This window comes from Herbaspirillum sp. NPDC101396 (assembly GCF_044767365.1).
In the GTDB taxonomy this organism is placed as follows: domain Bacteria; phylum Pseudomonadota; class Gammaproteobacteria; order Burkholderiales; family Burkholderiaceae_D; genus Herbaspirillum.
This window is the reverse complement of the sequence record NZ_JBIWNT010000004.1, coordinates 79,481-104,693: the sequence shown is the minus strand read 5'-3', so window position 1 is coordinate 104,693 and position 25,213 is coordinate 79,481. Positions and strand designations below refer to the sequence as shown.

Here is a 25,213-nt window from a genome sequence, read left to right as displayed (position 1 = left end):
GTCAGGGGAAGGTCTTCATGTACGCCAGCAGGTTGTCCAGGTCCTGCGCGTTGCTGATGCCCCAGAAACGCATTTTGGTGCCCGGAACGACGTCCCCGGGCGACTTCATGAAGGCGCGCAGTTTGTCTTCAGTCCAGACGATGCGCGAATTCTGCATCGCCGCCGAGTAGCGATAGTCCTTGGTCGCCGCTGCCGGGCGGCCGACGATGCCGTTGAGTTGCGGTCCGAAGCCGGCGCGCGCCGCCGGTCCGATCTGATGGCAGCTGGCGCATTTGGCGAAGGCCGCCTTGCCGGCGGCGACATCGCCGGCGGCATGAGCCGCTCCTGACATGTCCATCCAGACACCTGTCGCCAGCAGCGCCAGCAGGGCTGCTTTTCCTGTTTGATTACCCGATTTCATCGCTGCAAATCCCGTGATTGCCCTGTCATTGGCGGCAACTTTAGCACGCGGCGTCGGCCCTGCATGCGGCCCGCAAATGAGCTATAGTCTGCGGATACCAGCTCGCAGAAATCGTATGACACTCACCGAACTCAAATACATCGTCGCCGTCGCCCGGCAAAAGCATTTTGGCCATGCCGCCGAAGCCTGTTTCGTGGCGCAGCCGACCTTGTCGGTCGCCATCAAGAAACTGGAAGATGAGCTCGGCGTGGTCATCTTCGAACGCGGCGGCACCGAGGTTTCCGTCACGCCGCTGGGCGCGCAGATCGTCGCCCAGGCCGAACGCGTGCTGGAACAGACCGCCGCCATCAAGGAAATCGCCAGCCAGAACAAGGACCCGCTGTCCGGCCCGCTGCGCCTGGGCATCATTTACACCATCGGCCCCTATCTGCTGCCGTCGCTGGTCAAGACCATGATCGAGACCGTGCCGCAGATGCCGCTGATCCTGCAAGAGAATTTCACCACGCGCCTGATCGAGCTGCTGCGCCAGGGCGAACTGGACGCCGCCATCATGGCGCTGCCCTTCCCCGAGCACGGCCTGATCGTGCAGCCGCTGTACGACGAAGAATTCGTCATCGCGCTGCCCAGGAACCACAAATGGGCCGAACGCAAGGAAATCACCGCCCAGGATCTCAAGACTGAAACCATGCTGCTGCTCGGCAACGGCCATTGCTTCCGCGACCAGGTGTTGGAAGTCTGTCCCGAAATGTCGCGCTTCTCGACCGCCGGCGACGGCATCGCGCGCACCTTCGAAGGCTCCTCGCTGGAAACCATCCGCCACATGGTCGCCTCCGGCATCGGCATTACCGTGCTGCCGCGCGCCTCGGTGACCGACATGCATACCAAGGACGGCACGGTGCGCTATGTGCCGTTCACGAAGCCGGCGCCATCGCGCCGCGTGGTGATCGCCTGGCGCAAGAGCTTCACACGCCACACCGCCATCGATGCCGTGCGCAAGGCAGTGATGTCGTGCGACCTGCCGGGCGTCGACATGCTGCATGAGGCCGAATTGACCGAAGGCTGACGTGTACGTCGTCGTCAAAGTCCGCGAATGCAGGCAAGACTGATCGACAGGAATTACCCCGGCGCCCATCCGGGCGTCGACCGGTTCAGCAACGGCTGCGCTTTGGCCAGCACATGCATACGTAGTAAATCATCGCAGGAGAATCCATTTGAGTCAGTCGCCCTTCGCGCTGTACGTTGACGCGCAATTCATCAGTCCCTACGCCATGTCAGCGTTCGTTGCGCTGACCGAGAAGCAACTTCCCTTCACGCTGCACACCGTCGACCTGACCCTGCAGCACAATCATCTGCCGCAATATGCGCAGTGTTCGCAGACGCGCCGCGTACCGACACTGGGTGACGGCGATTTCCATTTGTCGGAGTCGTCGGCGATTGCCGAGTATCTGGAAGAACGCTTCCCCGCTCCCGGCTACACCGCGCTGTATCCAGCCGTGCTGCAACACAAGGCCAAGGCGCGTGAAATTCAGGCGTGGCTGCGCAGCGACCTGATGCCAATTCGCCAAGAGCGCCCGACCGAAGTCGTATTTTTCGGTGAAAAGCGCGCACCGCTGTCATCGGCCGGCCAGTTCGCCGCCAACAAGCTGATCGCCGCCGCCGACATCTGGCTCAGTGAAGGCGCGGAATACCTGTTCGGCACCTGGAGCATCGCCGACCTCGACCTTGCCGTCATGCTCAACCGCCTCGCGCTGCATGGCGACGCCTTGCCGTCCAAACTGTCGGACTACGCCGCGCGTCAATGGCAACGGCCGTCGACACAGCAATGGCTGGCCTTGCAGCAAGCGGCCACAGGCTGAGCCGGCATCGACTTGCGTCAACAACATAACAACATCATAGGGAACCCCATGACCATCGCAGGATTTTTCACCCGCCGCCGTGCCGTAGTCACCGCCATCGCAGCGACGCTGCTGGTCGCTGCACCGGCCTTCGCGCAAACCGCCTCGTTGCGTCTGATCAATGAATACCCGGCGACCTCGATCACCGCCAGCGCCGACCTGCAATTCGCCACCGCCGTAAATAAGCTGTCGGGTGGCGTCGTCGCCGTGGCAACCCTCCAGGAAGCCGCCAATCCCTACAAGGGCAAGGACCAGGTCAGCGCCGTACGCGACGGCAAAGCCGAGATCGGCACGCTGTTCGCCGGCATCCTGGGCGGCGCCGATTCATTCTTCCTGCTATCGTCGCTGCCGTTCGTGGTCGATGATTTCGACCAGGCACAAAACCTGTTCACCTGTACCCGTCCAGAGCTGGAACGCCACCTGGCGGCGCTCAACATGCGCCTGCTGTACGCCACGCCCTGGCCGCCGTCCGGCATCTGGTCGGCCAAGCCGGTAGCCGAGGTCGCCGACGTCAAGGCGCTCAGCATTCGCACCTATGACGACAACAGCCGCGGCGTCTTCCAGCGCGTCGGCGCGCAGAGCGTCAACCTGCCGTTCTCGGCAGTCGGCGCCAAGCTGACTTCCGGCGACCTCAACGCCGTGCTGTCGTCGGGTGATGGCGGCGCGGGCAACCGCCTGTGGGATTACCTACCCAATTTCACCGCAATCAGCTACGCCATTCCGCTGAGCTACACGGTCATCAACAACGACGCCTGGAACAAGCTGACGCCGGCGCAGCAAAGCACGCTGACGCAAGCCGCAAAGCAGACCAACGACGCCAGCTGGGCCACGGTCAAGAGTCGCATTCAGGACAACTACACCCGCATGAGCGAGCACAGCATGCGCCTGAACCTGCAACCGGCTGCACCGATCCGCGTGGCGCTGCGCCAGGCCGGCCAGGAACAAGCCGACAGTTGGTGGCAACAAGATAAAAATAACGAGATCCGCGCGCGCTGCGTGCCGCCAGTGCAGGCAAAATAGGCGTCAGGCAAATCAGCTCTTAAACACCGAATACATTGAGGAGACATCCATGCCCACCAAGGAAACCCTGGAAAAATTCATCGCCCGCGTCGAAGCCAACGCGCACATCGAGGCCGTGGAAGAGTTTTATACCGAAGATTCGACCATGCAGGAAAACACCGAGCCGCCGCGCTTCGGACGTGACGCCCATGTCGCCAACGAACGCAAGGTCATGGCGCGCGTGAAGTCGCTGAAATCGAAATGCGTGCGCCCGGTATTCGTCGAGGGCGACAAGGTGGTGGTGCGCTGGATTTTCCGCTTCGAATGGCTGGACGGCACCGTCACGAACATGGAAGAACTGGCCTACCAGCGCTGGGAAGGCGAACGCATCGCCGAAGAGACTTTCTTCTACGACCCGGCGCAACGCTTGCCGCGCGTAGAAGAAAAATATTGAGATTCAATCAAATCAAAATAAGTCGATTTCGCCGCCGACTGGCTTTTTAGCCAGCTTGCCGGCGTAATCGCGTTCCTTCATTTCCGTCGCCGCGTCAGTCGACTTCAGCTTCTTGACCAGCACCTTGCCGGAGCGCGGGAAGTAATGCACCTTGCGCGGCCAGATGTCGTTGAGGTCTTCGGCCACCACGCGGATGCCTTCGGTGCGCAGGTAAGTGCGGACGAAGGCTGCGTTGCGCTCACCCACGTTGATGGCGTTGAAACCGCGCAGCACGGCGCCGCCGCCGAACACTTTCGACTCCAGATTCTCGCGCTTGGCGCCGGACTTCAAAATCTCATTGATCAGGATTTCCATGGCGTAGGTGCCGTAGCGCGCCGACGAAGAAACAGGGCTGTCGTCGCCGCCGCCATCGGGCAGCATGAAATGGTTCATCCCGCCGATGCCGCTGACACGGTCGCGGATGCAGGCGGATACACACGATCCCAGTACCGTGACGATCATCATGTCGTGATGCGTGTGGTAATACTCGCCGGGAAGAATTTTTGCTGTATCACAATTGAAGTTGCGGTCGTGATACACGTGGGATGCAAACTGTTCGATATTCTGGCTCATCTTTTTTTTCCGTTTCTGGCGTGGGGGCCGTCTTGCCGACCGCGATCTCATGATCACATCTTCTCGGGTATGTTGAAACGATTTTAGAGAAGCCGGACAGTCCGCGATATAAGGGAATCCCCTACGGGCACGCAGAAACGATGCGTCTCGCTGTGGCGCTGCACCATGCCCCGCAAGGCTTTGCGACGGGCGCCAAAACAAGGATTGCCGGTGTGCAAGACGATGGTGAAAATATGCTGTGTTGATGAAACAACAAATCAGCGCGCAAGTCCCGCCGATTCCTTTCAGGAGACAGACATGACGATGACTGACGACAACTTTCCCGCCGACCGCGAATTGATCTTGACGCGCCTGATCGACGCCCCGCGCGCCAACGTCTATCGTGCGTGGACCGAGCCCGACCTGCTCAAGCGATGGTTTACGCCGGCGCCCTGGACCACGCCAACCGTGGAAACCGATGTGCGCCCCGGTGGAGCCACACTGATCGTGATGCGCGGTCCCGATGGCAATGAGTTTCCGAATCGTGGCGTCTACCTTGAGGTAGTAGAGAACGAACGACTGGTATTTACCGACGCCTACACCAGCGCCTGGGAGCCGTCCGAAAAACCGTTCATTACGGTGATCCTGAGCTTTGCCGACGAAGCCGGGAAAACGCGCTACACCGCACAGGTGCGTCACTGGTCCAGCGCCGACCGCGAGGCGCACGAAAAGATGGGATTCCACGAAGGCTGGGGCCTGTGCACGACGCAGCTGGAAGCGTTGGCGCGCTCGCTCTGACTCCGATCGGGCGACGCCGGACGCCGTCGCCGGCTCAGCCGATCATGCCGCTCCAGAACTGCCGGTCCGCTTCGCTTTCCTGCAACAGCCAGTTGGAGAAGGCGGCGATCTTGCCGTCGTTTTCTCCCTCCTGCGGATACACCAGCCAGTAGGCCTGCGTGAGCGGCAGACCCAGCGTCACGGGCGCCACCAGGCGCCCCTGCTGCAACTCGCGCACCACCAGCGACGAACGCGCCAGCGCCACGCCTTGTCCGGCCAGCGCGGCATCGACGGCCGCGCTTTCCTGATTGAAGACGATGCCGGGACGGTCGTCCGGCGACAGTCCGTGCGCGCCAAACCAGTCGCGCCAGGATTGCCGGTCATGACTATGCAGCAGCGGCGCGGTGCTCAGCGCCACGATGCTGTCCACATCCAGCGCCGGCGCGCAAACCGGCAACAGGAACTCGTCGCCCAGCCGCGTGCAGGACAAACCCGGCCAGGGACCGTCGCCGTAGCGGATCGCCAGGTCGATGTTCTCGCGCAGGAAATTGACCTGGCGCTCGTTTTGTTCGACGTGCAGATCGAGGTCCGCATGGCGCGCGGAGAATCCGCCCAGGCGCGGCGCCAGCCATTTGGCGTTGAAGTTGGGCGAGGTGGAAATCGTCAGCCGTGCGCGCTGCGGCCGCTCCAGCAATTGACGGGTGCCGTTTTCGATGCGGTCAAAAGCATCGCCGACGACGACCAGGTAGCGCTGTCCCGCCGCCGTCAGCCGCAGCTGATTGGACTGTCTTTCGAACAGCGCAGCGCCAAGTTCTTCCTCCAACGCCTTGACCTGATGGCTGACGGCGCCTTGGGTGACGTGCAATTCCTGCGCGGCCAGAGTAAAACTCTGGTGCCGCGCGGCCGCCTCGAAGGCGCGCAGGGCGTTGAGCGACGGGAGTATGCGAGCGGTCATGGCGGGTTTAGAAACGAGTTGAAAAACGGGGTGAGAAATACTCGGGCTGCCCTGAGAAAAGATGCTTTGCCGCACAGGCGGACGGGAATTTATTATAGACCCCATCCCCGGCAACTTCGCCCAACTACGACAAGGAAGCTTCATGAATCTCGAACAACGCTTGACCGAATTGTCCATCGTCCTGCCCGCCTCGGCCGCACCCGGCGCGCAATACGCAACCGGCGTCGTGCATCAGGGCTTGGCCTGGATCGCCGGCCAGTTGCCGCGCGACGGCGACCGCGTTCTGGTGTCCGGCAAGCTGGGCCGCGAAGTCTCGATCGACGACGCCAAAATGGGGGCGCGTGCGGCCCTGATTCGCGCGCTGGCGGCGCTGCGTGACACCGTGGGCGACCTGCAGCGCATCGACAAGATCCTGCGCCTGAATGTCTACGTCAACAGCACCGAAGACTTCAGCCAGCAGAGCGCGGTGGCCGACGGCGCATCGTCCCTGATCTATGAGTTGTTCGGCCCTGAACTTGGCCGCCACGCGCGCACCAGCGTCGGCGTCGCGCAATTGCCGCGCAATGCGGCGGTCGAACTGGATATCGTGGTCGCGCTGGAAAGCTGACATTCGCTGGACAAAAAAACAGCCGGCAAATGAGTGCCGGCTGTTTTTGTTTGCGACGTAGCGACCGATATCAATCGAGATCAGTCGATGCGGTGTGTCGTCTGCGGATCGAACCAGTGCAGCAGGTTCGCATCGACACCGGCCGTGACCTGTTGGCCCATCGCCACTTCAGTGCCGGCGGCGCAGCGGATCACCATGGACTGGCCGCCGCAACGCGTATGCACCAGCAGTTCGGCGCCCAGCGCTTCCACCAGTTCGACTTCCATGTTCAGGCCGGGACGTCCCAGGTGCAGATGTTCCGGACGGATGCCGAGGATGCGCGCGCCGCCGCCGATTTTCGCCGGCGTCGACAGATCGAACACTGAACCGTCGTCAAAAGTGAAACGTGCGCCGTCGTCGCTGAGCTTGCCGTTGAGCAGGTTCATCGGCGGCGAGCCGATGAAGCTGGCGACGAAGGTGGTGGCCGGCTTGCCGTAGACTTCCGCGGGTGTACCGATCTGTTCGGCGCGGCCTTTGTTCATCACGATCATGCGCTGGCCCAGCGTCATCGCTTCGACCTGATCGTGCGTCACGTACAGGCTGGTGGTGCGCAGCGAGGCGTGCAGCTTCTGGATTTCCAAACGCATCTGCACGCGCAGCTTGGCGTCGAGGTTCGACAGCGGTTCATCGAACAGGAATACCGCCGGCTTGCGCACGATCGCGCGGCCCATCGCCACACGCTGGCGCTGGCCGCCGGACAATTGACGCGGGGTACGGTCCAGCAACGCGCCCAGTTCCAGGATCTCGGCCGCGCGCTGCACGCGGGTGTCGATCTCGGCTTTCGGCAACCCCTGGATCTTGAGGCCGTAGGCCATGTTTTCGTACACGCTCATGTGCGGATACAGCGCGTAGTTCTGGAACACCATCGCGATGTCACGCTCTTTCGGCTCCAGGTTGTTGACCACGCGGTCACCGATCATGATGTCACCGGAACTGATTTCTTCCAGCCCCGCCACCATGCGCAGCAATGTCGACTTGCCGCAGCCGGACGGACCGACCATGACGATGAACTCGCCGTCGGCGATGTCGATGTCGATGCCGTGGATGACGTCGACTGCTTTCGGCGCTTTGCCGTAGGTCTTCTTGACTTGCTTGAGATGAATTTTTGCCATGTTATTTCTCGGAATCGACCAGACCTTTAACAAACCATTTTTGCATGACCACGACGACCAGCCCCGGCGGCAACATCGCCAGGATCATCGTTGCCATCACCATATTCCATTCCACCGCCGAGTCACCGCCCGAAATCAGCGTCTTGATGCCGATGCCGATCGGGTACATGGTTTGCTCGGTGGCGATCATCAGCGGCCACAGGTACTGATTCCAACCGTAGATGAACATGATCACGAACAGCGCAATCACGTTGGTGCGCGACAGCGGCCACAGCACGTCCTTGAGGAAGCGCAGCGGCCCGGCGCCGTCGATGCGCGCCGCTTCAGCGAGCTCGTCGGGCACCGTCAGGAAGAATTGCCGGAACAGGAACGTGGCCGTGGCCGACGCAATCAGCGGCACCGTCAGGCCGGCATAGGTGTTGAGCATGCCGAAGTCGGACACCACCTGATAGGTCGGCGTGATGCGCACCTCCACCGGCAGCATCAGCGTGACGAAGATCATCCAGAAGAACAGGTTGCGTCCGCGGAACCGGAAGTACACCATCGCGAAGGCCGACAGCATGGAGATCGAGATCTTGCCGATCGCGATCACCAGCGCCGTCACCAGGCTGATCCACAGCATGCGCGACACCGGCGGCGATGAGACATTGCCGGAAGCGCCCTGGGTCAGGACGGTCTTGTAGTTGGTGACCAGCTCCGTGCCGGGCAGCAGCGACAGCGGCGACATGGCCGATTGCTCGGCGGTCTGGGTGCTGGCGATGAAGGCGACGTACAACGGAAAGATCACGATGAGCGCGCCGATAATCAGCACCAGATGGCTGACGGCGTCGAGAATGGGGCGTCGTTCAATCATGCCGGCGCTCCCTTCAACATCAATGCGGGTTGATTAAGCATATTGCACCTTCTTTTCCACATACTTGAACTGGATGACGGTCAGCAGGATCACGATCACCATCAGCACCACCGACTGCGCCGCGGCGCTGCCGAGATCGCCGCCCTTGAAGCCGTCGCTGAAGACCTTGTAGACCAGGATCTCGGTGTCCTTGCCGGGACCGCCGTGGGTGGTCGCTTCCACGATCGCAAACGTATCGAAGAACGCGTACACGATGTTGACCACCATCAGGAAGAACGTCGTCGGCGAGATCATCGGGAAGATGATCGTGAAGAAGCGCTTGACCGGACCGGCGCCGTCGATGGCGGCGGCTTCGATCAGCGATTTCGGGATCGACTGCAGGCCGGCCAGGAAGAACAGGAAGTTGTAGCTGATCTGTTTCCAGATCGCCGCAATGACGATCAGGGTCATGGCCTGGTTGCCGTTGACCATGTAGTTCCAGTTGATGCCGAGCCAGGCCAGCACGTGCGAGAGCAGGCCCAGCGAAGGACTCAGCAGGAACATCCACAGCACGCCGACCACCACCGGCGACACCGCGTACGGCCAGATCAGGAAGGTCTTGTAGATCGCCGCGCCCTTGACGACGCGATCGGCAAACACCGCCAGGATCAGCGACAGCACCATCCCGCCGACCGCGACCAGCACCGAGAAGATGGCCGTGGTGCCGAACGCCGCGAGATAACTCGGGTCGCCGAACAAGGCCGCGAAGTTGTCGAACCAGACGAATTCCGAATAGCCGCCGAAGGCGTCCTGCAGCAGCACCGATTGGTACAGGGCCTGCACGGCAGGCCAGAAGAAAAACAATATCGTGATCAGGATCTGCGGCGCGACCAGCGCATACGGCAGCCATGATGAAGTGAAGCGAGCGCGTTTTTCCACGATAGCTTATGTCCCTAAAAGCGGTGATTGAAGAGGATGTGTGATAACGATTACATCCCGCACCGGTAAGTTTTCCGAGCAGCTGAAAAATACATCGCCCCGGCGAACCGGGGCTAAGTGTCTTGCACAGGTCTTTCCTGAAGCGGCAGCGCGGCGAATCAACCTTGCCGCGCTGCGCTCAGCAGACTGTTTACTTGTTTGCTTTTTCGAAACGGGCCAACAGTTCGTCGCCACGTTTCACGGCGCTGTCGAGCGCTTCTTTCGGCGCCTTCTTGCCGGTCCAGACGTTTTCCAGTTCTTCGTCGATCACAGTGCGAATCTGTGCATAGTTGCCCAGACGGATGCCGCGCGACTTGTCAGTGGTCTTGACGATCATCTGTTTGACCGCGACGTCGGTGCCTGGATTGCGCTCATAGAAACCGGACTTCTGGGTGATTTCATACGCAGCCTTGGTCACCGGAAGATAGCCGGTTTCCTGGTGCCACTTGGCTTGCACTTCAGGCTTCGACAGATAAGTGAAGAACTTCGCCACGCCCTTGTATTCGTCAGCCTTCTTGCCGCCCATGACCCACAGCGAAGCGCCGCCGATCACGGTGTTTTGCGGTGCACCCTGCACGTCGCTGTAGTAAGGCAACGGTGCTACGCCGAACTTGAACTTGGCGTTCTTGCGGATATCGGCATAGGCGGACGAGGAACCGGTGATGATGGCGCACTCGCCTGCATTGAACTTGGCGTTGGCTTCATCCTTGCGGCCGGCGTAGATGAAATAGCCTTGCTTGGCCCAGTTGGACATGTTTTCGATATGGCGCACTTGCAGCGGGCCATTGATCTTCAGGCGCGCGTCGAGACCGCCGAAGCCGTTGCTCTTGGATGCAGTCTCGGTGTTGTGCCAGGCCGAGAACGACTCCAGGTGCACCCATGATTGCCAGGTGGTGGTGTAAGGACAGGTGATGCCGCTGGCCTTCATCTTGGCGGCCATGCCGACGAAGTCCTGCCAGGTTGCCGGCGGCTTGTTCGGATCCAGGCCGGCCTTGGCGAACAGGTCCTTGTTATAGAACATGATCGTGGTCGAGCTGTTGAACGGGAAGGACATCATGCCCTTCGCAGTCGAGTAGTAACCGGAGACTGCCGGCACATACGCGTTCTGGTCGAACTTCTCGCCGGCTTGCTGCATCACTTCGTAGACCGGCTTGATGGCGCCCTTGGAGTAAACCATGGTCGCTGTGCCGACTTCAAAAATCTGCAAAATGTTGGGTGCGTTGCCTGCGCGATAGGCGGCAATCGCAGCGGCCATCGATTCGTCGTAAGTGCCCTTGTAGACCGGCGTCACTTTGTAATCGGACTGGCTCTTGTTGAATTCGTCAGCCATGGTGTTGACGCGTTCGCCCAGGGCGCCGGTCATGGAATGCCACCAGGCGATGTCGGTAACCGCGAAGGCGGAAGTTGTCATTGTCGCCAGCAAAGCCGCAGCGGCAAAGGTTTTCACAGGGTATTTCATTAGGCAAATCCTCCCAAAAAGGTGACCGATGTTATCAAGTCATTGTGACTGTCTCGTTACACCGGTCGTACATTAGCGTCTAATGCCCGCCACGGCAAATAATTTCGCCTTTTTGAGCAAAAATTCACGAGCCATGTTACATCTGTTCACGGAGACCCCAATTACGTGAAAAAAATTTCCACGAAAAAGCCTCCGAATTTCGTCAAAAATCTCCCGTTTTTTACCCCTCGCCGACTTTTTTGAGCGCGCCTTTATAATGGCGCTTTCCTTTTTTGTCCACCTGACATGAATCGCCTGAACCTCTATTTCCGTCTTGTGCGCCTGCACAAACCGATCGGCATCCAGCTGTTGCTGTGGCCGACGCTGATGGCGCTGTGGTTTGCCGCCGACGGCCGGCCGGGTTGGCATATGGTGGCGATCTTCACGCTGGGTACGGTGCTGATGCGCTCGGCAGGTTGCGCGATCAACGATTACGCCGACCGCGATTTCGACAAGCACGTCAAACGCACCGTCGACCGTCCGCTCACGGCCGGCAAGATCCAGGGCTGGGAAGCGCTGATGGTGGCGGGAGTGCTGGCGCTGGCGTCATTCCTGCTGATCCTGCCACTCAATACGCTGACCAAGCAGATGTCGGTGCCGGCGCTGATCGTGGCGGCCAGCTATCCGTACTTCAAGCGCTTCTTCGCGATTCCGCAGGCCTATCTGGGCATCGCCTTCGGCTTCGGCATCCCCATGGGTTTCGCGGCGGTGCAAGGCCAGGTACCGATGGTGGCGTGGCTGATGCTGCTGGGGAATGTGTTCTGGTCGGTGGCCTACGACACCGCTTACGCGATGGTCGATCGCGACGATGACCTCAAGCTCGGCATGAAGACCTCGGCAATCACCTTCGGCCGCTTCGACGTGCTCGCGATCATGCTGTGCTACGTCGCGGCGCTGGGGATTTTCTGGGCGGTGGGCTGGCACTTCGGCCTGCGCACCTGGTTCTCGCTGGGCATGCTGGCCGCGGCCGGGTGCGCGGTATATCACTACACCCTGATCCGCACCCGCGACCGTGCCGGGTGCTTCAAGGCGTTCGTGCACAACAACTGGCTGGGCGCGCTGATGTTCGCAGGCGTCGCAGCGGATTACGCGCTGCGCTAGACTTTTAGCTGCGCGGCTTAGGCAGCAGCGGCACCGGGTTGAGCGCCTTGCCGTTGCTGCGGATTTCAAAATACAGCTTGACCGTACGACTGTCGGTGTCGCCCATCTCGGCGATCTGCTGGCCGCGATTCACGGTCTGCCCTTCCTTGACCATGATCGACTTGTTGTGCGCATAGACCGACAGCAGCGTGCGGCTGTGCTTGACGATGATCATGTTGCCGTAGCCGCGGATGCCGCGCCCGGCGTACGTCACCTTGCCGGCTTCGGCCGCCCACACCGGCTGGCCCGGGGTGCCGGTGATGTCGATGCCCTTCAGGTTGCGGTCGGTGGTGGCGGTAAGCTTGCCCTGCGCCGGCCACATCCAGTCCAGACGTTCGGCTTCGGCAGCAGACGGCGCCGCCGGCGCTGCGGATTCGGCTTCCTTCTTCGGTTCCGCTTTGCGTTCATGCGCCGCAGTTGTAGCTGCAGCCGGCTTTGCGCGCGAGACAGGCGCAGCCGCCGCGGTCGCCGGTGGCTTCAACCGCAGCACGTCTCCCGGATAGATTTCGTTCGCATCGGAAATCTTGTTCCACGCAGCGATGTCGTGATGATCCTTCCCGACGGTGCGAGAAATGCTCATCAGCGTGTCGCCCCGTTTCACCGTATACGAATCACCCTGATACGGCGCGCTGGCGCACGCAGTGAGCGCAGCGACAATCACGACACCAGCAACAACCGAAATATAACGAAGCACGTTCAAACTAATCCTTCCCAAACTCCTCCCCCAATTCTTTCCCTCTTGCGGCGGCGGCCTTGACCGCCGTCACGATATGTTCCGCCACGCCGGCACCTTGCATTGACGTCAATGCGGCATAAGTGGTTCCGCCCTTCGATGTCACGCGTTCACGCAACAGCGGCAGCGGTTCCGGCGAACGGATCGCCAATTCGACTGCGCCCGCGAAGGTTGCCTTGGCCAGCTCGACGCCTTGTTCGGGGCTCAGCCCCAGCTCGACGGCGGCCTTCTGCATGGCTTCCATGAAATAGAACACGTAGGCCGGGCCGCTGCCCGACACCGCTGTCACCGGATCGATCAGGTCTTCGCTGTCCAGCCACACCGTCGTGCCGACGGCGCGCAGGATGGCATCGGCGGCGGCGCGCTGCTCGGCGCTCACACCGTCCAACGCCACCATGCCGGAGATACCCTTGCCGATCAGCGCCGGCGTGTTCGGCATCGAGCGTACGATGGCCGGATGGTTGCCGAGCCAGCGCGACAGGTCGGCGCTGCGGATGCCGGCGGCGATCGACAACACCAGTTGCGTGCCGATGAACGGCTTGAGGCTGTCGGCCACCTGGCGCATCTGCTGCGGCTTGACCGCCAGCACGATGACGTCGACCTTGGCGAGCATGACGTCGACTTGCAGCGCGGTGGTGACGCCGAAACGCTGGTTCAGCTTTTCCAGCGACTCGGGGTTGAGGTCAACCACGTGGATGTTCTTGCCGTCGGTGAGCTTGCCTGCCAGACCGCCGATCAGTGCCGCAGCCATGTTGCCGCCGCCGATGAAACCTATCTTCAACATATGTTTTCTTCCTGTGGATGACTACGGATAGCTGCGAATAATTCTAGTGCGTCTGGCGTTGCCCGAAAATGGCCGTGCCGACGCGCACGATCGTGGCGCCTTCGGCGATGGCGGCGTCCATGTCGGCCGACATGCCCATCGACAAGGTGTCGCAAGCGATGCCGCTGTCGGTCAGCAACGCCGCCAATTCACGCAAGCGCCGGAACGCGGCGCGCTGTTCTGCCTCGACCTCGGTCGGCGCCGGAATCGCCATCAGTCCGCGCAGGCGCAGGCCGGGCATGGCGGCCACCGCGCGCGCCACCGGCAGCAATTCGTCGGGGGACAAACCGCTCTTGCTTTCTTCGGCGCTGATGTTGACTTGCAGGCAAATGTTCAGCGGCGGCAGCCCGGGCGGGCGTTGTTCTGCCAGGCGGCGAGCGATCTTTTCGCGATCGACCGAATGCACCCAGTCGAAGTTTTCCGCAATCTGGCGCGTCTTGTTGCTCTGTATGGGTCCGATGAAATGCCAGGAGACCTGCGCTTCGGGCGCCGCCAGCTTGAGCGCGGCGATCTTGTCGAGCGCTTCCTGGACATAGTTTTCGCCGAAGGCGGCCTGCCCTGCGCGCACGGCTTCCAGTACGGACTCGGCATCAAAGAACTTCGACACCGCCAGCAACAGGATGTCTTGCGGATTGCGGCCGACGGCTTGCGCAGCGGCGGCAATGCGAGCGTTAACAACTTGCAACTGTTTTGCGATTGACGACATAATTCTTCGGTTCGGGGAGGGACAACGCTGTTTTTTCAGTCAGAGATTATAAATGGACATTCCCGACCTGCTCGCCTTTTCGGTCAAGAATCAGGCTTCCGACCTGCATCTTTCCACCGGTTTGCCGCCCATGCTGCGCCTGCGCGGCGATATGCGGCGCGTCAATTTGCCGGTATTGCTGGCGCAAGACGTCGACGACATGCTCGACGCAATCATGGATCCGGCCCAGGCCGAGAGCTATCGGCGCGACCTGGAGTGCGACTTCGCGGTCGACATCGCCGGCCTGGCGCGCTTTCGCGTCAACGCCTTCCATCAGGCGCGCGGTCCGGCGGCGGTCATCCGCACGATTCCGCACACGGTCCGCAGTCTGGCTGAACTTGATACACCGCCGGTGCTGGCCGAACTGGCGCTGCGCCGCCAAGGCCTGATCCTGGTCACCGGCCCCACCGGCTCGGGCAAGTCGACCACGCTGGCCGCCATGATCCGGCACATCAACGAACAGCGCCCGGCACACATCCTGACCATCGAAGACCCGATTGAATTCATCCACACGCCGGACAAGAGCCTGGTCAGCCAGCGCGCCGTCGGCGCCCATACGCACTCCTTTGCCAATGCATTGCGCTCGGCGCTGCGCGAAGATCCGGACGTGATCCTGATCGGCGAACTGCGCGACCTCGACACCATCCGCCTGGCGCTGACGGCGGCGGAAACCGGCCATCTGGTGCTGGCCACGCTGCACACCTCGTCGGCTGCAAAAAGCGTAGACCGCATTGTCGACGTGTTCCCCGGCGACGAGAAGGACATGGTGCGCAGCATGCTGTCGGAGTCGCTCAGCGCGGTGGTTTCGCAACTCCTGCTGAAGACCAAAGCCGGCGACGGCCGCATCGCCGCCCACGAAATCATGCTCGGCACGCCCGCCATCCGGAACCTGATCCGTGAAGGAAAAGTGGCGCAGATGGCTTCGATCATGCAGACCTCGGCCGGCGCCGGCATGCAGACACTGGACCATTGCCTGGGCGACTTGCTGCGCAGGGACCTGATCACGCCGGAGACTGCACGTGCGGCCTCCCGGACGCCCGGTCAGTTCGCCTGAAGCCGGTGCACGGGCCATGGGCTATCATGGACAGCATTCCCATTCACTTCGACGAGGCCCCCATGCCCAGCATCTACGACTTCCATCCCGCCCTGCCCGACCGCACGCCGGCGGCGTTGGACCAATATCGCGGCAAGGTCGTCCTGATCGTCAACACCGCCAGTAAATGCGGCTTCACGCCGCAGTACCAGGGCCTGGAGAAGATTTATCGCGAGTTCAAGGACAAGGGTGTGGAAGTGCTCGGCTTCCCGTGCAACCAGTTCGGCGGCCAGGAGCCCGGCACGGCGGAAGAAATCGGCGCCTTCTGCGAAAAGAATTACGGCGTCAGCTTCCCGCTGTTCGCCAAGATCGACGTCAACGGCGACCAGGCCGATCCACTGTTTACCTACATCAAGGCGGAAGCCCCCGGCCTGCTCGGCAGCAAGGCGATCAAATGGAATTTCACCAAATTCCTGGTGCGCAAGAACGGCAGCGTGTTCAAGCGTTACGCGCCGGCCACCAAGCCGGAAGACATGGTGGCCGATATCGAAAAATTGCTGGCGGAGTAAGCTGGTTTAGTGCGCTTGGCAAATGCCGTCGCCATACGGTGCGGCGGCAAACTCCGGCAACTTCTCGGCCGCTGCCGACAAGGCCGCCAACGCGGGATAGTGCTCCGCCGGCACCACATCGGCCACCAGTTGGCGGCTGAAGTACCAGGCCACGGCCGTAGTCAGCGTGGCCTGATCGATGGTGGCGCTGGTCACTGCGCGCGGCCGCTTGGTGAATTCCTCTTCCAGCGCCTTGTAGGCCTCCAACAATTGTCCTGATACACGCTCCAGCCAAGGTTCATGCAACTTCTCGGCAGGACGCAGCTTGTGCTCGTAGACGATCTGCACGCTCTTCTCACAGGCCGTCATCGCCAGACCGATGATACGCAGCGCACGCTGCAACTCGCCCAGGTCGGACGGCAACAGGCTGCGCTTCTTCTGCGGGAACGCCTCGGCGTATTGCGTGATCAGGATCGAATCCATCAGCACCATGCCGTCATCGCAGATCAACGACGGCGCCTTGACCAACGGATTGATTTCGCGAAAACGGTCAAAGGTGCTGAACACCGAGATCGATTGATGTTCAAACGGCAGGCCGAGCAATTGCAGGGAAATGGCGGCGCGGCGGACGTAGGGTGAATCGAGCATGCCGATGAGTTGCACTTGGTTCTCCTTGAGGGGCGAAGTGGCTGGTGAGAAGTCTCGGGGCGTAAACATACCGCGAAATAAAAAAGGACGCCTTGGCGTCCTTTTTTCATCGAGAAAAAATCGATTAGTTCTTCGACTGATCCATCAATTTGTTGGCCTTGATCCAAGGCAGGCTGGACGGGGTTTCGCAAAGCAATGCTTTGCGCCGTCCTGCCCAGGGCACGCATGCTTGCGTGTCCTGAGATGATGCCCACGATCGCGGTCCGTGGTCGTGTTAGTTCTTCGACTGGTCCACCAGTTTGTTGGCCTTGATCCAAGGCATCATCGCGCGCAGCTTCTCGCCGACGATTTCGATCTGATGTTCAGCATTGATACGACGACGCGACAGCAAGGTCGGTGCGCCGGCCTTGTTTTCCAGGATGAAGCTCTTGGCGTATTCGCCGGTCTGGATGTCGGTCAGCACTTGCTTCATGACCTTCTTGCTCTCTTCGTTGATGATGCGCGGGCCGGTGACGTATTCGCCGTATTCCGCATTGTTCGAGATCGAGTAGTTCATGTTGGCGATGCCGCCTTCGTAGATCAGGTCGACGATCAGCTTCAGTTCGTGCAGGCATTCGAAGTACGCCATTTCAGGCGCGTAGCCGGCTTCCACCAGCGTTTCGAAACCGGCCTTGATCAGTTCAACAGCGCCACCGCACAGAACCGCTTGTTCGCCGAACAGGTCGGTTTCGGTTTCTTCGCGGAAGTTGGTTTCGATGATGCCGGCACGGCCGCCGCCGTTGGCGGTGGCGTACGACAGAGCGACGTCACGGGCAGTGCCGGACTTGTCTTGATAGACAGCGATCAGATGCGGCACGCCGCCGCCTTGGGTGTAGGTCGAACGCACGGTGTGGCCCGGGGCCTTTGGCGCGATCATGATGATGTCCAGATCAGCGCGCGGCACGACTTGACCGTAATGGATGTTGAAGCCGTGGGCGAAGGCGACTGTCGCGCCTTGCTTGGCGTGCGGAGCAACGTTTTCTGCATAGACCTGGCCGATGTTTTCATCCGGCAGCAGGATCATGATGAAGTCGGCGCCCTTGACCGCTTCGTTGACTTCGGCAACGTTCAGGCCGGCGTTCTTGGCCTTGTTCCACGATGCGCCATCCTTGCGCAGCGCAACGGTGACTTTGCAGCCGGAGTCATTCAGGTTTTGCGCGTGCGCGTGGCCTTGCGAACCGTAACCGATGATGGTCACGTTCTTGTTCTTGATCAGGGACAGGTCTGCGTCTTTGTCGTAAAAAACTTTCATGGTCTTCCTAACTTCCTCAAGGTGAGCGGAGCTCTTTTGTTTTGTCGTGTGGGCGCCGCCCGGAAGCGGCGCAATAAGTTTCGATCGATAGGTTTCGATCAGGCCGCGTACGACGCGAACTGCGTCGGCATGGCCTGGTCGCGCACGTGCGGAATATCCAGCTGGCGCAATTTGCGATACAGCGAGGCGCGGCACATTCCCAGTTGCCGCGAAGCGGCGGAGATGTTCCAGCGACTGCCGACCAGCGCATCGATAACGCGCGTGCGCTCGTCCCCGAGCGGGCCGCCTGATGGGCGCGGGAGGATATCGGCAGCACCGGCTTGTGGCACGATGCTGCGGACGTTGGAGGCCGGAGAAATAGCCGGCCCCTCGTAGTGAAAGGATAGCGAAGCGGATGGCGCGAACGTCTCCATCAGCTCTTCCGGCAGATCGCCGACCTCGATGCGGTCGCCGTTCATGACGGCGCAGCAGTAGCGGATCACGGCGTGCATCTGGCGCAGGTTACCGGGCCAGGCATAGGCCAGCATCTGCTGCAAGGCGGTCGGCGCAATGATGCCGTCGTCGACGCAGTTGCTGCCATCTTGCCCCGGCATTTCGTCGGCGATCATTTGCATGATCAAAGCGCGGCGGTCGGTGCGGCTGCGCAGCGACGGCAAACGCAGCACGCCGCCCGCAATGCGGTAATACAAATCTTCGCGGAAGCGCCCTTGCGCCACCAGCTTTTTCAGATCCTGGTGCGTGGCGCAGATCAGGTGCACGTCGACCGGCACCGGATGCGCCGCGCCCAGCGGAATCACTTCGCGTTCGGACAGCACGCGCAACAGGCGCGTCTGCAAGGCGAACGGCATGTCGCCGATTTCGTCGAGGAACAGCGTGCCGCCGTCGGCCTGCTGCACCTTACCCTTCATGCCGCCCGGCAGCGCGCCGGAAAACGCGCCCTTGCAATAGCCGAACAGTTCGCTCTCGGCCAGGCTCTCGGGAATCGAAGCACAGTTGACCGCCACCCAGTTGGCGGCGCGTCGTTCGCTGTAGGCGTGCAGCGCGCGCGACAGGTATTCCTTGCCGGTGCCGGTTTCGCCGAGAATCAGAATCGGGATGTTGCGGTCGATCAGGCGCTTGCCGCGCGCGATCAGGTCTTGCATCTGCGGATCGCCGCCACAGAGTTCATCGAGTGAGCGATAGCGTGCGCTGCTGACATATCTGCGCGCCGTAGCGAGGTCTACCGTGGATGTCGGCATGATTTGTCTCCTGTCTATGAACTGCTTTTTCTTATGTGGCGGCGAGACCGGCTCGTGGCCGGATCACCTGGGAGTCAGTCGCAAGTAAGCTGACTCTGCGGCAAAGAATAGCCAGCTTGTTTAATAACTTCCAATACAATATAGGCACACAATTAATACCTTAAAGGTATCAAATGATCGAACTGCGCCACCTGACTTATTTCCGCACCGTAGCAGAAACCCTGCATTTCGGCCGCGCCGCCGAGCTGTTGCATATCTCGCAACCCCCGCTCACGCGCCAGATTGCGGCGCTGGAGAAGGAACTCGGCGTGCAGTTGTTCGACCGCAGCAAACGCAGCGTGCAGCTGACCGAAGCGGGCAAACATTTCTACCGGGACACTGCTGAAATTTTTCATGCACTGGAGCGCGCCCGCCGCAATGCCGTCAGCACCGGGGCCGGCAACAGCGGCGCGCTGCTGGTGGGGTTCATGATGTCGACCGCCTATAACATCCTGCCGTCGGTGACGCGCCACTATTCGGCAGCCTATCCCGAGGTCGACATGCGCCTGACCGAGCACGTGCCCAATCTGCTGGCGGTCGACATCAGGGAAGGCAAACGCGACGTCGGCATCATGTACCGGCCCGAGGATTGCAGCGGGCTGGACAGTCGCACGATCTTTTCCGAACCGCTGGTGGCGGTGCTGCCGAAAAACCACCGCCTGGCGACACGTGAAAAAATTTCAGCCAGGGATCTGGCCGACGATCCCTTCGTCAGCATCCCGCGCGCGATTGCGCCGGTGGTCTACGACCTGATCGTCAATTGCTGTGTGGCGGCGGGCTTTCGCCCGCGCATCAAGCTCGAAGCCAACCTGCAGCAGACCATCGTCAACCTGGTCGGCGAAGGCTTGGGCGTGGCGATGGTGCCGAACTCAATGCAGGCCATGCATCTGGAAACCACGGTTTTCAAGCCGCTGGTTGATGCGCCGGTGGTGGACGTCGCGGTGATCTGGAACAAGGACAACCGCAATCCCTGCATCCAGACCTTTGTGCAAACGGCGGAAGAAGTCTGGAGCGGGCTCAAGAATACCCAACCTGCGCCGCCGCCTTCGCCGCCATCAGGCCGGACGCGACGACCTGCCCTCAGCCGTTTTTCAAAGAACTGAGCGCCAGCCGCAGACGCATGCTGCCGCCGCCGAGACTGCGCGCCAACTCCGCGCAGGCCGGATCGTAAGCCGCCGCGAGGTCCATGAGCGGCTGGGCGTTTTTGGGATCGTAGGGCGTGCCGATTTCATGGCCCTTCTCATGATTGTCCGAACGCGCCTTGTCGAACGGCACCCGGCTGCCGGCGAACTCGGCGTGGCTCTTCTCCCCACGCACATACGGCAACAACCATGTCACGCTGCGCGCCACCGACGCGCCATTCGGCGCCTGCCAGTGGTACAAGTCCTCGCCGTCTTCGGCAAACGCCAGCGCCAGCGTGACCAGCGGCCGCAAATCGTAGACGTGATACGACAAGGCATCGCGCTCGATGAAATCGATGCTCTCGCCATCAGGACGCAGGTTGTCGTTGATCTGGGTGCGGAAGCCATTCTTCGCATAGATGAGCAACTTGGCGTCGCCAATCGCGTAACCGATCAGGCCGACGATCTTCAGGCGATGGCTGTGCCAGTTGTTGGTGGCGGTCGGTCGCTTCAGCACACGCGAATCGATCTCGGCCTGTGCGATATTGCGCATCCACGTATCGATCCGGTCGCGCGCAGCGACCGGCAGATCGGCGCGCACAATACGGTAACCGAAGATGCCCGGCTCCAGACCGGTTTCGTCGATGGGCTGGCCGGTGGGCTGGTTGCGTGCGGCCCAGGCATCGAGGAATTCACCCGCACGCGCCGCGTAGCGCGCGTCGCCCGTCACTTTGTAGGTCACGGCGAGCGCCTGGATCTTGTCCATGTCCTTGATGCTGGCGGCGGTCTTTCCCTTGATCGCGTCGCCCTGCAGGCGACCGCCGCTGGACAGTGTGGCAATCGGTTGCGGCGCGGCGGCGAGTGCTTCGTCGGCGATGCGGCGCTGGGCCGTCATTGCCTGTTTGAACGTCGGATCGCGACGCAACTGCTCCCACTGCTGCGACGACGGCCACAGGGATTGCGAGGAGGCGAACGGCGCTGCAATGAGCAGGCACAGCAGCGCGAGAAGATGGACAAAAGGACGACGAAAAACGTGCTGATCTGGCATGCAGTCACCGGGAAGGAAAAGGGATGAAAAACATTACACCCCATTCCTCCAACCGATGCCCTGCAATTTACCTTTCGTCACACCTATGCAGATGACGCCGACGTAACGAGTTTGCTACACACACTTGAGACTGAGGCCGCCGTCCACGATCAGGTCGACGCCCGTCACGTAACGCGCGGCATCCGACGCCAGGAACAAGGCCGCATGCGCCACATCCCAGGCGTCGCCCATATGGCCCATCGGACATTGTTCGTGACGTTTGCGGCGCATCTCTTCGATGTCGCCGCCATAGGAGGCCTTGAGCGGTTCGCGGATCATCGGCGTGTCCATCAACCCCGGCAACACGCAGTTGGCGCGGATGCCCAGCGGCGCGTATTGCATCGCGATGTTCTTGGTCAGCGCCAGCATCGCCGCCTTGGACGCCGAATAGGCGACATACGGAAAGCCCACCCAGCGGATCGCCGCCAGCGACGAGATGTTGACGATGGCGCCCTTCTTCTGTTTTTCCATCACCGGCAGGACATGCTTGCAGGTCATGAAGACGCTGGTCTGGTTGATCGCGATGACGCGGTTCCAGCTCTCTTCGCTGGCTTCGACCGGGCCGCCGGTTTCGGCGATGCCGACGTTGTTGTGCAGGACGTCGATGCGGCCGAAATGATCGAGCGCGGCCTGCACCATGGCTTCGATGTCCGGCGTCTTCGACACGTCCGCGGCGACCACCTCACACGTGCCGCCTTCGCTGCGGATCAGGTCGCAGGTCTCTTGTGCGGCCTGCAGGTTGCGGTCGACCGCCAGCACCCGCGCACCTTCGCGCGCATACAGCACCGCCGCCGCCTTGCCGTTGCCCCAGCCCTCGCCGACCGAACCTGCGCCGCTGACGATGACGACCTTGTCTTCCATTGCGCGTGCCATGCTTATGCTCCGATCAGATGTCGAGAATGCCGGCGGCCACGAAGCCGCCATCCACCGGCACCACGTGGCCGGTAATGTAGGACGAATCGTCAGCCGCGAGGAAAGATACTGCCGCAGCGATCTCGTCGGTGCTGCCGTAGCGGTGCATCGGCACGCCGGCGGTGAAGCTCTTGCGGGTTTCCGGCGAATGCACGGCCTGCGTCAGCGGCGTATCGACCGGACCGGGCGCGACGCTGTTGACGGTGACGCCGTGCTCGGCCAGCTCGATCGCCATCTGACGCGTCAGGCCGATCACCGCCGCCTTGGACGTGCCGTAGGCGGTGCGGCCGGAACCGGCGCGGATGCCCGAGATGGAAGAAATATTGACGATGCGGCCCCACTTGCGACGCACCATCATGCGCGCGGCATGCTGGCCGCACAGCATCACGCCGGTGACGTTGATGTTCATCGTCAGCAGCCAGTTGTCGAGCGGGTAATCGAGGAAGGGGAAGGTCTTGGCGACGCCGGCATTGTTGACCAGCACGTCGCAGCGGCCGTAGTCTTTTTCGACCTCGGCAAAAGCTTTTTCGATGGACTCGGGCTTGCTGACATCCATCGCCAGCGGCGCGGCTCTACCCCACCCCGTGCCGCCATCGGCGTTGATCTTGTCGGCGGTCGCCCTGGCTGCTTCCAGGTTGATGTCCGAGACCAGTACGGTATAACCGTCGCGCGCCAGACGCTGGGAAATTGCGGCGCCGATACCCATGGCTCCGCCCGTCACGAGCGCCACGCGGGCGCCGCTGTCATTTTGGTTCATGTTGTCTCCGTGAGGATGGCGGCTTGCGAAGGGAGAAGTGCAAGCCGCCGTTTTTAGATGTTATTAGTGTTCAAGAAAGCCGATCGAAATCCACGGCACCGCAGCCACCACCAGAAGTGCCACCACCAGTGCGGCCAGATAGCCCCACACGCGGTTGAAGACCTTGTCCGGCGACACCTTGCCGATCGCGCAGGCGGCATAGAAGCCGACGCCGAACGGTGGTGCGAACAAGCCGATACCCATCGCCAGGATCACCACCATGGCGTAGTGCACGTCATGGATGCCCAGTGAGCGCGCCACCGGGAACAGCAGCGGTCCGAACAGCACGATCGCCGGGATGCCTTCCAGGATGCTGCCCAGCACGATGAAGATCACGATCGTGATCAGCAGGAAGCCGAAGCCACCGCCCGGCACGCCCTGCATCAGCGACACCAGCTTGGCCGAGAAGCCCGACTGCGTCAGCGCCCAGGCCATCGAGGTGGCCATGCCGATGATCAAGAGGATCGCGCCCGACAGCGTCGCCGCTTCCACCAGCATCGGATAGATGCGCTTGAAATCGAGATGCTTCATGAAGGCATGCATGACCAGACCGACCACGATGGTGTAGGCGACACCGATGGTGGCCACTTCCGTTGCGGTGGCGACGCCTTCAATCACCGCCACGCGAATCAGCATCGGCAAGGCCAGTGCGGGGATCGCAGCGATCAGGGTCTTGCCGATCACGCCGATGGTGGCGCGCTTCACATCCGGCATCGGTTCACGACGGGCGCGGAACCAGCAGACAATGCCGATCGCAATCGTGGCGATCACCGCCGGCATCAGGCCGCCGATGAACAGGGCCGTAATCGACACGCTGCACACGGCGCCGATGGTGATCAGCACCAGGCTCGGCGGAATCGTTTCGGTCATGGCGCCGGAGGACGACAGCAAGGCCACCAGTTCTTCCGGCTTGGAACCGCGCTTCTTCATTTCAGGGAACAGCGCCGGGGCAATCGCGGCCATGTCGGCCGCCTTGGAGCCGGAGATGCCGGAGACCAGGAACATCGCGCCCAGCAGCACGTATTGCAATCCTCCCCGCACGTGGCCCAGCAAGGCCGCCATGAAGTCGATCAGGGTACGCGCCAGTCCGCTGATTTCCAGCAGCGAACCGAGCAAGACGAACAGCGGCACCGACAACAGGATCAGGCTGGACATGCCCTCGTCCATACGGCTGACCACGATCATCATCGGTGCGCCTGTAGCAATGGTCAGATAGGCCATCGTCGCCGTACCGAAGGCGAACGCAATCGGAATACCGCCTGCGACACACGCGCCGATCAGCACCACGAAGAACACGATCAGGTTGTAGTTGCCCATGGCCAGCAGGGCCGGCTTGCTGATCCACAGCACCGCGCCGATCACGGCGACAACGGCCACGGCAGACAACACCTGCCTGATGCTGGAGCGGCTCGCCATGCGGGCAATCGCCGCCAGGAACATCAGGATCGCGCCGACCGGCAGCGCTGCTGCACGCAGGCCGTCGGGGATCTCCAAGGCCGGCGTGGTGATCGCCATCTGCTCCGACGCGTGGTCGACCGCAGGATGGATGATCATCAATACAAAAATGCAGACGATCAATGCAGCGACCGTTTCCAGCCAGACGCGCCATTTGTCGGAGAGCTTGTTGACGATGGCCGTCAGGCGCATGTGCTCGCCCCGGTCCAGCGCCAGCACTGCGCCCAGCATCGACAGCCAGATGAACAGCGTCGAGGCCAGTTCATCGGACCAGATCAGCGGGTCGTGCAGCGCATAGCGGTAGATCACGCCGGCCAGCAGCACGCCGGTTTCCACCACCACCAGCGCCGCAGCAACCGCGGCGACAACGTGCATGACGCCGCGATTGACGCCCGCCAGCAGACGCGCCAGCGGGTTGGTCGGCAGCGGTGCAGAAGGCATTCTCACTTCGGTCATCGCCGCTTCCA

27 protein-coding genes are annotated in these 25,213 nt (G+C 61.6%); 10 read left to right on the top strand and 17 right to left on the bottom strand.

From position 1 onward, the window contains the following. Position 1: 1 nt before the first annotated feature. Positions 2–337, bottom strand: a complete 336-nt coding sequence (locus ACIROY_RS14345; RefSeq protein ID WP_402278337.1) for a c-type cytochrome — start codon at positions 335–337, stop codon at positions 2–4. Between the two features lie 178 nt (positions 338–515). On the opposite strand from ACIROY_RS14345, the gene ACIROY_RS14340 reads away from it, so the two are divergent. From ACIROY_RS14340 to ACIROY_RS14325, 4 genes are all read left to right on the top strand, one after another. Further along, positions 516–1,463 (top strand): LysR substrate-binding domain-containing protein, encoded by a 948-nt coding sequence (locus ACIROY_RS14340; RefSeq protein WP_402278173.1) that lies wholly within the window; start codon positions 516–518, stop codon positions 1,461–1,463. Between the two features lie 148 nt (positions 1,464–1,611). Further along, positions 1,612–2,256: a glutathione transferase gene (gene yfcF, locus ACIROY_RS14335; protein WP_402342099.1), complete on the top strand. Its 645-nt coding sequence runs from the start codon at positions 1,612–1,614 to the stop codon at positions 2,254–2,256. 48 nt (positions 2,257–2,304) lie between these two features. Then, the gene (locus tag ACIROY_RS14330; protein ID WP_402342098.1) at positions 2,305–3,315 is read left to right on the top strand and encodes a TRAP transporter substrate-binding protein; all 1,011 of its coding nucleotides are present in this window, start codon (positions 2,305–2,307) and stop codon (positions 3,313–3,315) included. Positions 3,316–3,364: 49 nt separating this feature from the next. Next, on the top strand, positions 3,365–3,748 hold the full coding sequence (locus tag ACIROY_RS14325) for a nuclear transport factor 2 family protein (RefSeq protein WP_016836663.1): 384 nt from the start codon (positions 3,365–3,367) through the stop codon (positions 3,746–3,748). A 12-nt stretch (positions 3,749–3,760) separates the two neighbouring features. Here ACIROY_RS14325 and cheD read toward each other — a convergent pair whose 3' ends face one another. Continuing rightward, entirely contained in the window at positions 3,761–4,360 is a 600-nt protein-coding gene (gene cheD, locus ACIROY_RS14320; RefSeq protein ID WP_402278176.1) for a chemoreceptor glutamine deamidase CheD, read from the bottom strand. 297 nt (positions 4,361–4,657) lie between these two features. Here cheD and ACIROY_RS14315 point away from each other — a divergent pair, with 297 nt between their 5' ends. Beyond that, positions 4,658–5,137 (top strand): SRPBCC family protein, encoded by a 480-nt coding sequence (locus tag ACIROY_RS14315; RefSeq protein WP_402342097.1) that lies wholly within the window; start codon positions 4,658–4,660, stop codon positions 5,135–5,137. A 34-nt stretch (positions 5,138–5,171) separates the two neighbouring features. On the opposite strand, the gene gcvA is transcribed toward ACIROY_RS14315, so the two are convergent. Beyond that, a complete protein-coding gene (gcvA, locus tag ACIROY_RS14310) occupies positions 5,172–6,071 on the bottom strand; it encodes a transcriptional regulator GcvA (RefSeq protein WP_402278178.1) in 900 nt (299 codons plus the stop codon). A gap of 142 nt (positions 6,072–6,213) precedes the next feature. On the opposite strand from gcvA, the gene ACIROY_RS14305 reads away from it, so the two are divergent. Beyond that, the gene (locus ACIROY_RS14305; protein WP_402278179.1) at positions 6,214–6,678 is read left to right on the top strand and encodes a RidA family protein; all 465 of its coding nucleotides are present in this window, start codon (positions 6,214–6,216) and stop codon (positions 6,676–6,678) included. Positions 6,679–6,758: 80 nt separating this feature from the next. On the opposite strand, the gene ACIROY_RS14300 is transcribed toward ACIROY_RS14305, so the two are convergent. From ACIROY_RS14300 to ugpB, 4 genes are all read right to left on the bottom strand, one after another. Then, a complete protein-coding gene (locus ACIROY_RS14300) occupies positions 6,759–7,829 on the bottom strand; it encodes a sn-glycerol-3-phosphate import ATP-binding protein UgpC (RefSeq protein ID WP_402278180.1) in 1,071 nt (356 codons plus the stop codon). Position 7,830: 1 nt separating this feature from the next. After that, positions 7,831–8,682 carry a sn-glycerol-3-phosphate ABC transporter permease UgpE gene (gene ugpE, locus ACIROY_RS14295; RefSeq protein WP_402278181.1) on the bottom strand — a complete coding sequence of 284 codons (852 nt, stop codon included), beginning with the start codon at positions 8,680–8,682 and terminating at the stop codon, positions 7,831–7,833. Positions 8,683–8,715: 33 nt separating this feature from the next. Further along, positions 8,716–9,600, bottom strand: a complete 885-nt coding sequence (gene ugpA, locus ACIROY_RS14290) for a sn-glycerol-3-phosphate ABC transporter permease UgpA (protein WP_402278182.1) — start codon at positions 9,598–9,600, stop codon at positions 8,716–8,718. 190 nt (positions 9,601–9,790) lie between these two features. Continuing rightward, positions 9,791–11,098, bottom strand: a complete 1,308-nt coding sequence (gene ugpB / locus ACIROY_RS14285; protein ID WP_116434771.1) for a sn-glycerol-3-phosphate ABC transporter substrate-binding protein UgpB — start codon at positions 11,096–11,098, stop codon at positions 9,791–9,793. Between the two features lie 285 nt (positions 11,099–11,383). Between ugpB and ubiA the strand changes: the two genes are divergently transcribed. Further along, positions 11,384–12,238: a 4-hydroxybenzoate octaprenyltransferase gene (gene ubiA, locus ACIROY_RS14280; protein ID WP_402278183.1), complete on the top strand. Its 855-nt coding sequence runs from the start codon at positions 11,384–11,386 to the stop codon at positions 12,236–12,238. Positions 12,239–12,242: 4 nt separating this feature from the next. On the opposite strand, the gene ACIROY_RS14275 is transcribed toward ubiA, so the two are convergent. Genes ACIROY_RS14275 through ACIROY_RS14265 form a run of 3 tightly spaced genes read right to left on the bottom strand, consistent with a single transcriptional unit; the run spans position 12,243 to position 14,539 of the window. After that, positions 12,243–12,938 carry a peptidoglycan DD-metalloendopeptidase family protein gene (locus tag ACIROY_RS14275; protein ID WP_402342713.1) on the bottom strand — a complete coding sequence of 232 codons (696 nt, stop codon included), beginning with the start codon at positions 12,936–12,938 and terminating at the stop codon, positions 12,243–12,245. A 40-nt stretch (positions 12,939–12,978) separates the two neighbouring features. Beyond that, entirely contained in the window at positions 12,979–13,794 is an 816-nt protein-coding gene (gene proC, locus ACIROY_RS14270) for a pyrroline-5-carboxylate reductase (protein WP_402278185.1), read from the bottom strand. A 43-nt stretch (positions 13,795–13,837) separates the two neighbouring features. Then, positions 13,838–14,539: a YggS family pyridoxal phosphate-dependent enzyme gene (locus tag ACIROY_RS14265; RefSeq protein ID WP_402342095.1), complete on the bottom strand. Its 702-nt coding sequence runs from the start codon at positions 14,537–14,539 to the stop codon at positions 13,838–13,840. A gap of 52 nt (positions 14,540–14,591) precedes the next feature. Between ACIROY_RS14265 and ACIROY_RS14260 the strand changes: the two genes are divergently transcribed. Both ACIROY_RS14260 and ACIROY_RS14255 read left to right on the top strand, forming a co-directional pair. Beyond that, positions 14,592–15,632 (top strand): type IV pilus twitching motility protein PilT, encoded by a 1,041-nt coding sequence (locus ACIROY_RS14260; RefSeq protein WP_402278187.1) that lies wholly within the window; start codon positions 14,592–14,594, stop codon positions 15,630–15,632. 62 nt (positions 15,633–15,694) lie between these two features. Beyond that, positions 15,695–16,180, top strand: a complete 486-nt coding sequence (locus ACIROY_RS14255) for a glutathione peroxidase (protein WP_402342710.1) — start codon at positions 15,695–15,697, stop codon at positions 16,178–16,180. 6 nt (positions 16,181–16,186) lie between these two features. On the opposite strand, the gene ACIROY_RS14250 is transcribed toward ACIROY_RS14255, so the two are convergent. The 3 genes from ACIROY_RS14250 to ACIROY_RS14240 all read right to left on the bottom strand — a co-directional run bounded on the left by ACIROY_RS14250 (position 16,187) and on the right by ACIROY_RS14240 (position 19,336). Beyond that, positions 16,187–16,822: a glutathione S-transferase family protein gene (locus ACIROY_RS14250; RefSeq protein WP_402342093.1), complete on the bottom strand. Its 636-nt coding sequence runs from the start codon at positions 16,820–16,822 to the stop codon at positions 16,187–16,189. Positions 16,823–17,081: 259 nt separating this feature from the next. Then, positions 17,082–18,098, bottom strand: coding sequence for a ketol-acid reductoisomerase (gene ilvC / locus ACIROY_RS14245; RefSeq protein WP_402342091.1), 1,017 nt, complete (start codon positions 18,096–18,098; stop codon positions 17,082–17,084). Positions 18,099–18,196: 98 nt separating this feature from the next. Continuing rightward, positions 18,197–19,336, bottom strand: a complete 1,140-nt coding sequence (locus tag ACIROY_RS14240) for a sigma-54-dependent Fis family transcriptional regulator (protein WP_402342089.1) — start codon at positions 19,334–19,336, stop codon at positions 18,197–18,199. Positions 19,337–19,509: 173 nt separating this feature from the next. On the opposite strand from ACIROY_RS14240, the gene ACIROY_RS14235 reads away from it, so the two are divergent. Then, positions 19,510–20,478, top strand: coding sequence for a LysR family transcriptional regulator (locus ACIROY_RS14235; protein WP_402342088.1), 969 nt, complete (start codon positions 19,510–19,512; stop codon positions 20,476–20,478). Here the strand turns inward: ACIROY_RS14235 and ACIROY_RS14230 are convergent. The 4 genes from ACIROY_RS14230 to ACIROY_RS14215 all read right to left on the bottom strand — a co-directional run bounded on the left by ACIROY_RS14230 (position 20,456) and on the right by ACIROY_RS14215 (position 25,202). Next, positions 20,456–21,544: an alginate lyase family protein gene (locus ACIROY_RS14230; protein WP_402278192.1), complete on the bottom strand. Its 1,089-nt coding sequence runs from the start codon at positions 21,542–21,544 to the stop codon at positions 20,456–20,458. The genes ACIROY_RS14235 and ACIROY_RS14230 overlap by 23 nt on opposite strands. A 114-nt stretch (positions 21,545–21,658) precedes the next feature. Continuing rightward, on the bottom strand, positions 21,659–22,456 hold the full coding sequence (locus ACIROY_RS14225; RefSeq protein ID WP_402278193.1) for an SDR family NAD(P)-dependent oxidoreductase: 798 nt from the start codon (positions 22,454–22,456) through the stop codon (positions 21,659–21,661). 13 nt (positions 22,457–22,469) lie between these two features. Further along, a complete protein-coding gene (locus ACIROY_RS14220) occupies positions 22,470–23,252 on the bottom strand; it encodes an SDR family NAD(P)-dependent oxidoreductase (protein ID WP_402342086.1) in 783 nt (260 codons plus the stop codon). Positions 23,253–23,315: 63 nt separating this feature from the next. Then, on the bottom strand, positions 23,316–25,202 hold the full coding sequence (locus tag ACIROY_RS14215) for a TRAP transporter large permease subunit (protein ID WP_402278197.1): 1,887 nt from the start codon (positions 25,200–25,202) through the stop codon (positions 23,316–23,318). Positions 25,203–25,213: the final 11 nt, after the last annotated feature.

Coding starts and splice junctions, on each gene's coding strand:
- ACIROY_RS14345 (WP_402278337.1), bottom strand. CDS start 337: ATGGACATGTCAGGAGCGGCTCATGCCGCCGGCGATGTCGCCGCCGGC.
- ACIROY_RS14340 (WP_402278173.1), top strand. CDS start 516: ATGACACTCACCGAACTCAAATACATCGTCGCCGTCGCCCGGCAAAAG.
- ACIROY_RS14330 (WP_402342098.1), top strand. CDS start 2,305: ATGACCATCGCAGGATTTTTCACCCGCCGCCGTGCCGTAGTCACCGCC.
- ACIROY_RS14325 (WP_016836663.1), top strand. CDS start 3,365: ATGCCCACCAAGGAAACCCTGGAAAAATTCATCGCCCGCGTCGAAGCC.
- cheD (WP_402278176.1), bottom strand. CDS start 4,360: ATGAGCCAGAATATCGAACAGTTTGCATCCCACGTGTATCACGACCGC.
- ACIROY_RS14315 (WP_402342097.1), top strand. CDS start 4,658: ATGACGATGACTGACGACAACTTTCCCGCCGACCGCGAATTGATCTTG.
- gcvA (WP_402278178.1), bottom strand. CDS start 6,071: ATGACCGCTCGCATACTCCCGTCGCTCAACGCCCTGCGCGCCTTCGAG.
- ACIROY_RS14305 (WP_402278179.1), top strand. CDS start 6,214: ATGAATCTCGAACAACGCTTGACCGAATTGTCCATCGTCCTGCCCGCC.
- ACIROY_RS14300 (WP_402278180.1), bottom strand. CDS start 7,829: ATGGCAAAAATTCATCTCAAGCAAGTCAAGAAGACCTACGGCAAAGCG.
- ugpE (WP_402278181.1), bottom strand. CDS start 8,682: ATGATTGAACGACGCCCCATTCTCGACGCCGTCAGCCATCTGGTGCTG.
- ugpB (WP_116434771.1), bottom strand. CDS start 11,098: ATGAAATACCCTGTGAAAACCTTTGCCGCTGCGGCTTTGCTGGCGACA.
- ubiA (WP_402278183.1), top strand. CDS start 11,384: ATGAATCGCCTGAACCTCTATTTCCGTCTTGTGCGCCTGCACAAACCG.
- proC (WP_402278185.1), bottom strand. CDS start 13,794: ATGTTGAAGATAGGTTTCATCGGCGGCGGCAACATGGCTGCGGCACTG.
- ACIROY_RS14265 (WP_402342095.1), bottom strand. CDS start 14,539: ATGTCGTCAATCGCAAAACAGTTGCAAGTTGTTAACGCTCGCATTGCC.
- ACIROY_RS14260 (WP_402278187.1), top strand. CDS start 14,592: ATGGACATTCCCGACCTGCTCGCCTTTTCGGTCAAGAATCAGGCTTCC.
- ACIROY_RS14255 (WP_402342710.1), top strand. CDS start 15,695: ATGCCCAGCATCTACGACTTCCATCCCGCCCTGCCCGACCGCACGCCG.
- ilvC (WP_402342091.1), bottom strand. CDS start 18,098: ATGAAAGTTTTTTACGACAAAGACGCAGACCTGTCCCTGATCAAGAAC.
- ACIROY_RS14240 (WP_402342089.1), bottom strand. CDS start 19,336: ATGCCGACATCCACGGTAGACCTCGCTACGGCGCGCAGATATGTCAGC.
- ACIROY_RS14235 (WP_402342088.1), top strand. CDS start 19,510: ATGATCGAACTGCGCCACCTGACTTATTTCCGCACCGTAGCAGAAACC.
- ACIROY_RS14230 (WP_402278192.1), bottom strand. CDS start 21,544: ATGCCAGATCAGCACGTTTTTCGTCGTCCTTTTGTCCATCTTCTCGCG.
- ACIROY_RS14225 (WP_402278193.1), bottom strand. CDS start 22,456: ATGGCACGCGCAATGGAAGACAAGGTCGTCATCGTCAGCGGCGCAGGT.
- ACIROY_RS14220 (WP_402342086.1), bottom strand. CDS start 23,252: ATGAACCAAAATGACAGCGGCGCCCGCGTGGCGCTCGTGACGGGCGGA.
- ACIROY_RS14215 (WP_402278197.1), bottom strand. CDS start 25,202: ATGACCGAAGTGAGAATGCCTTCTGCACCGCTGCCGACCAACCCGCTG.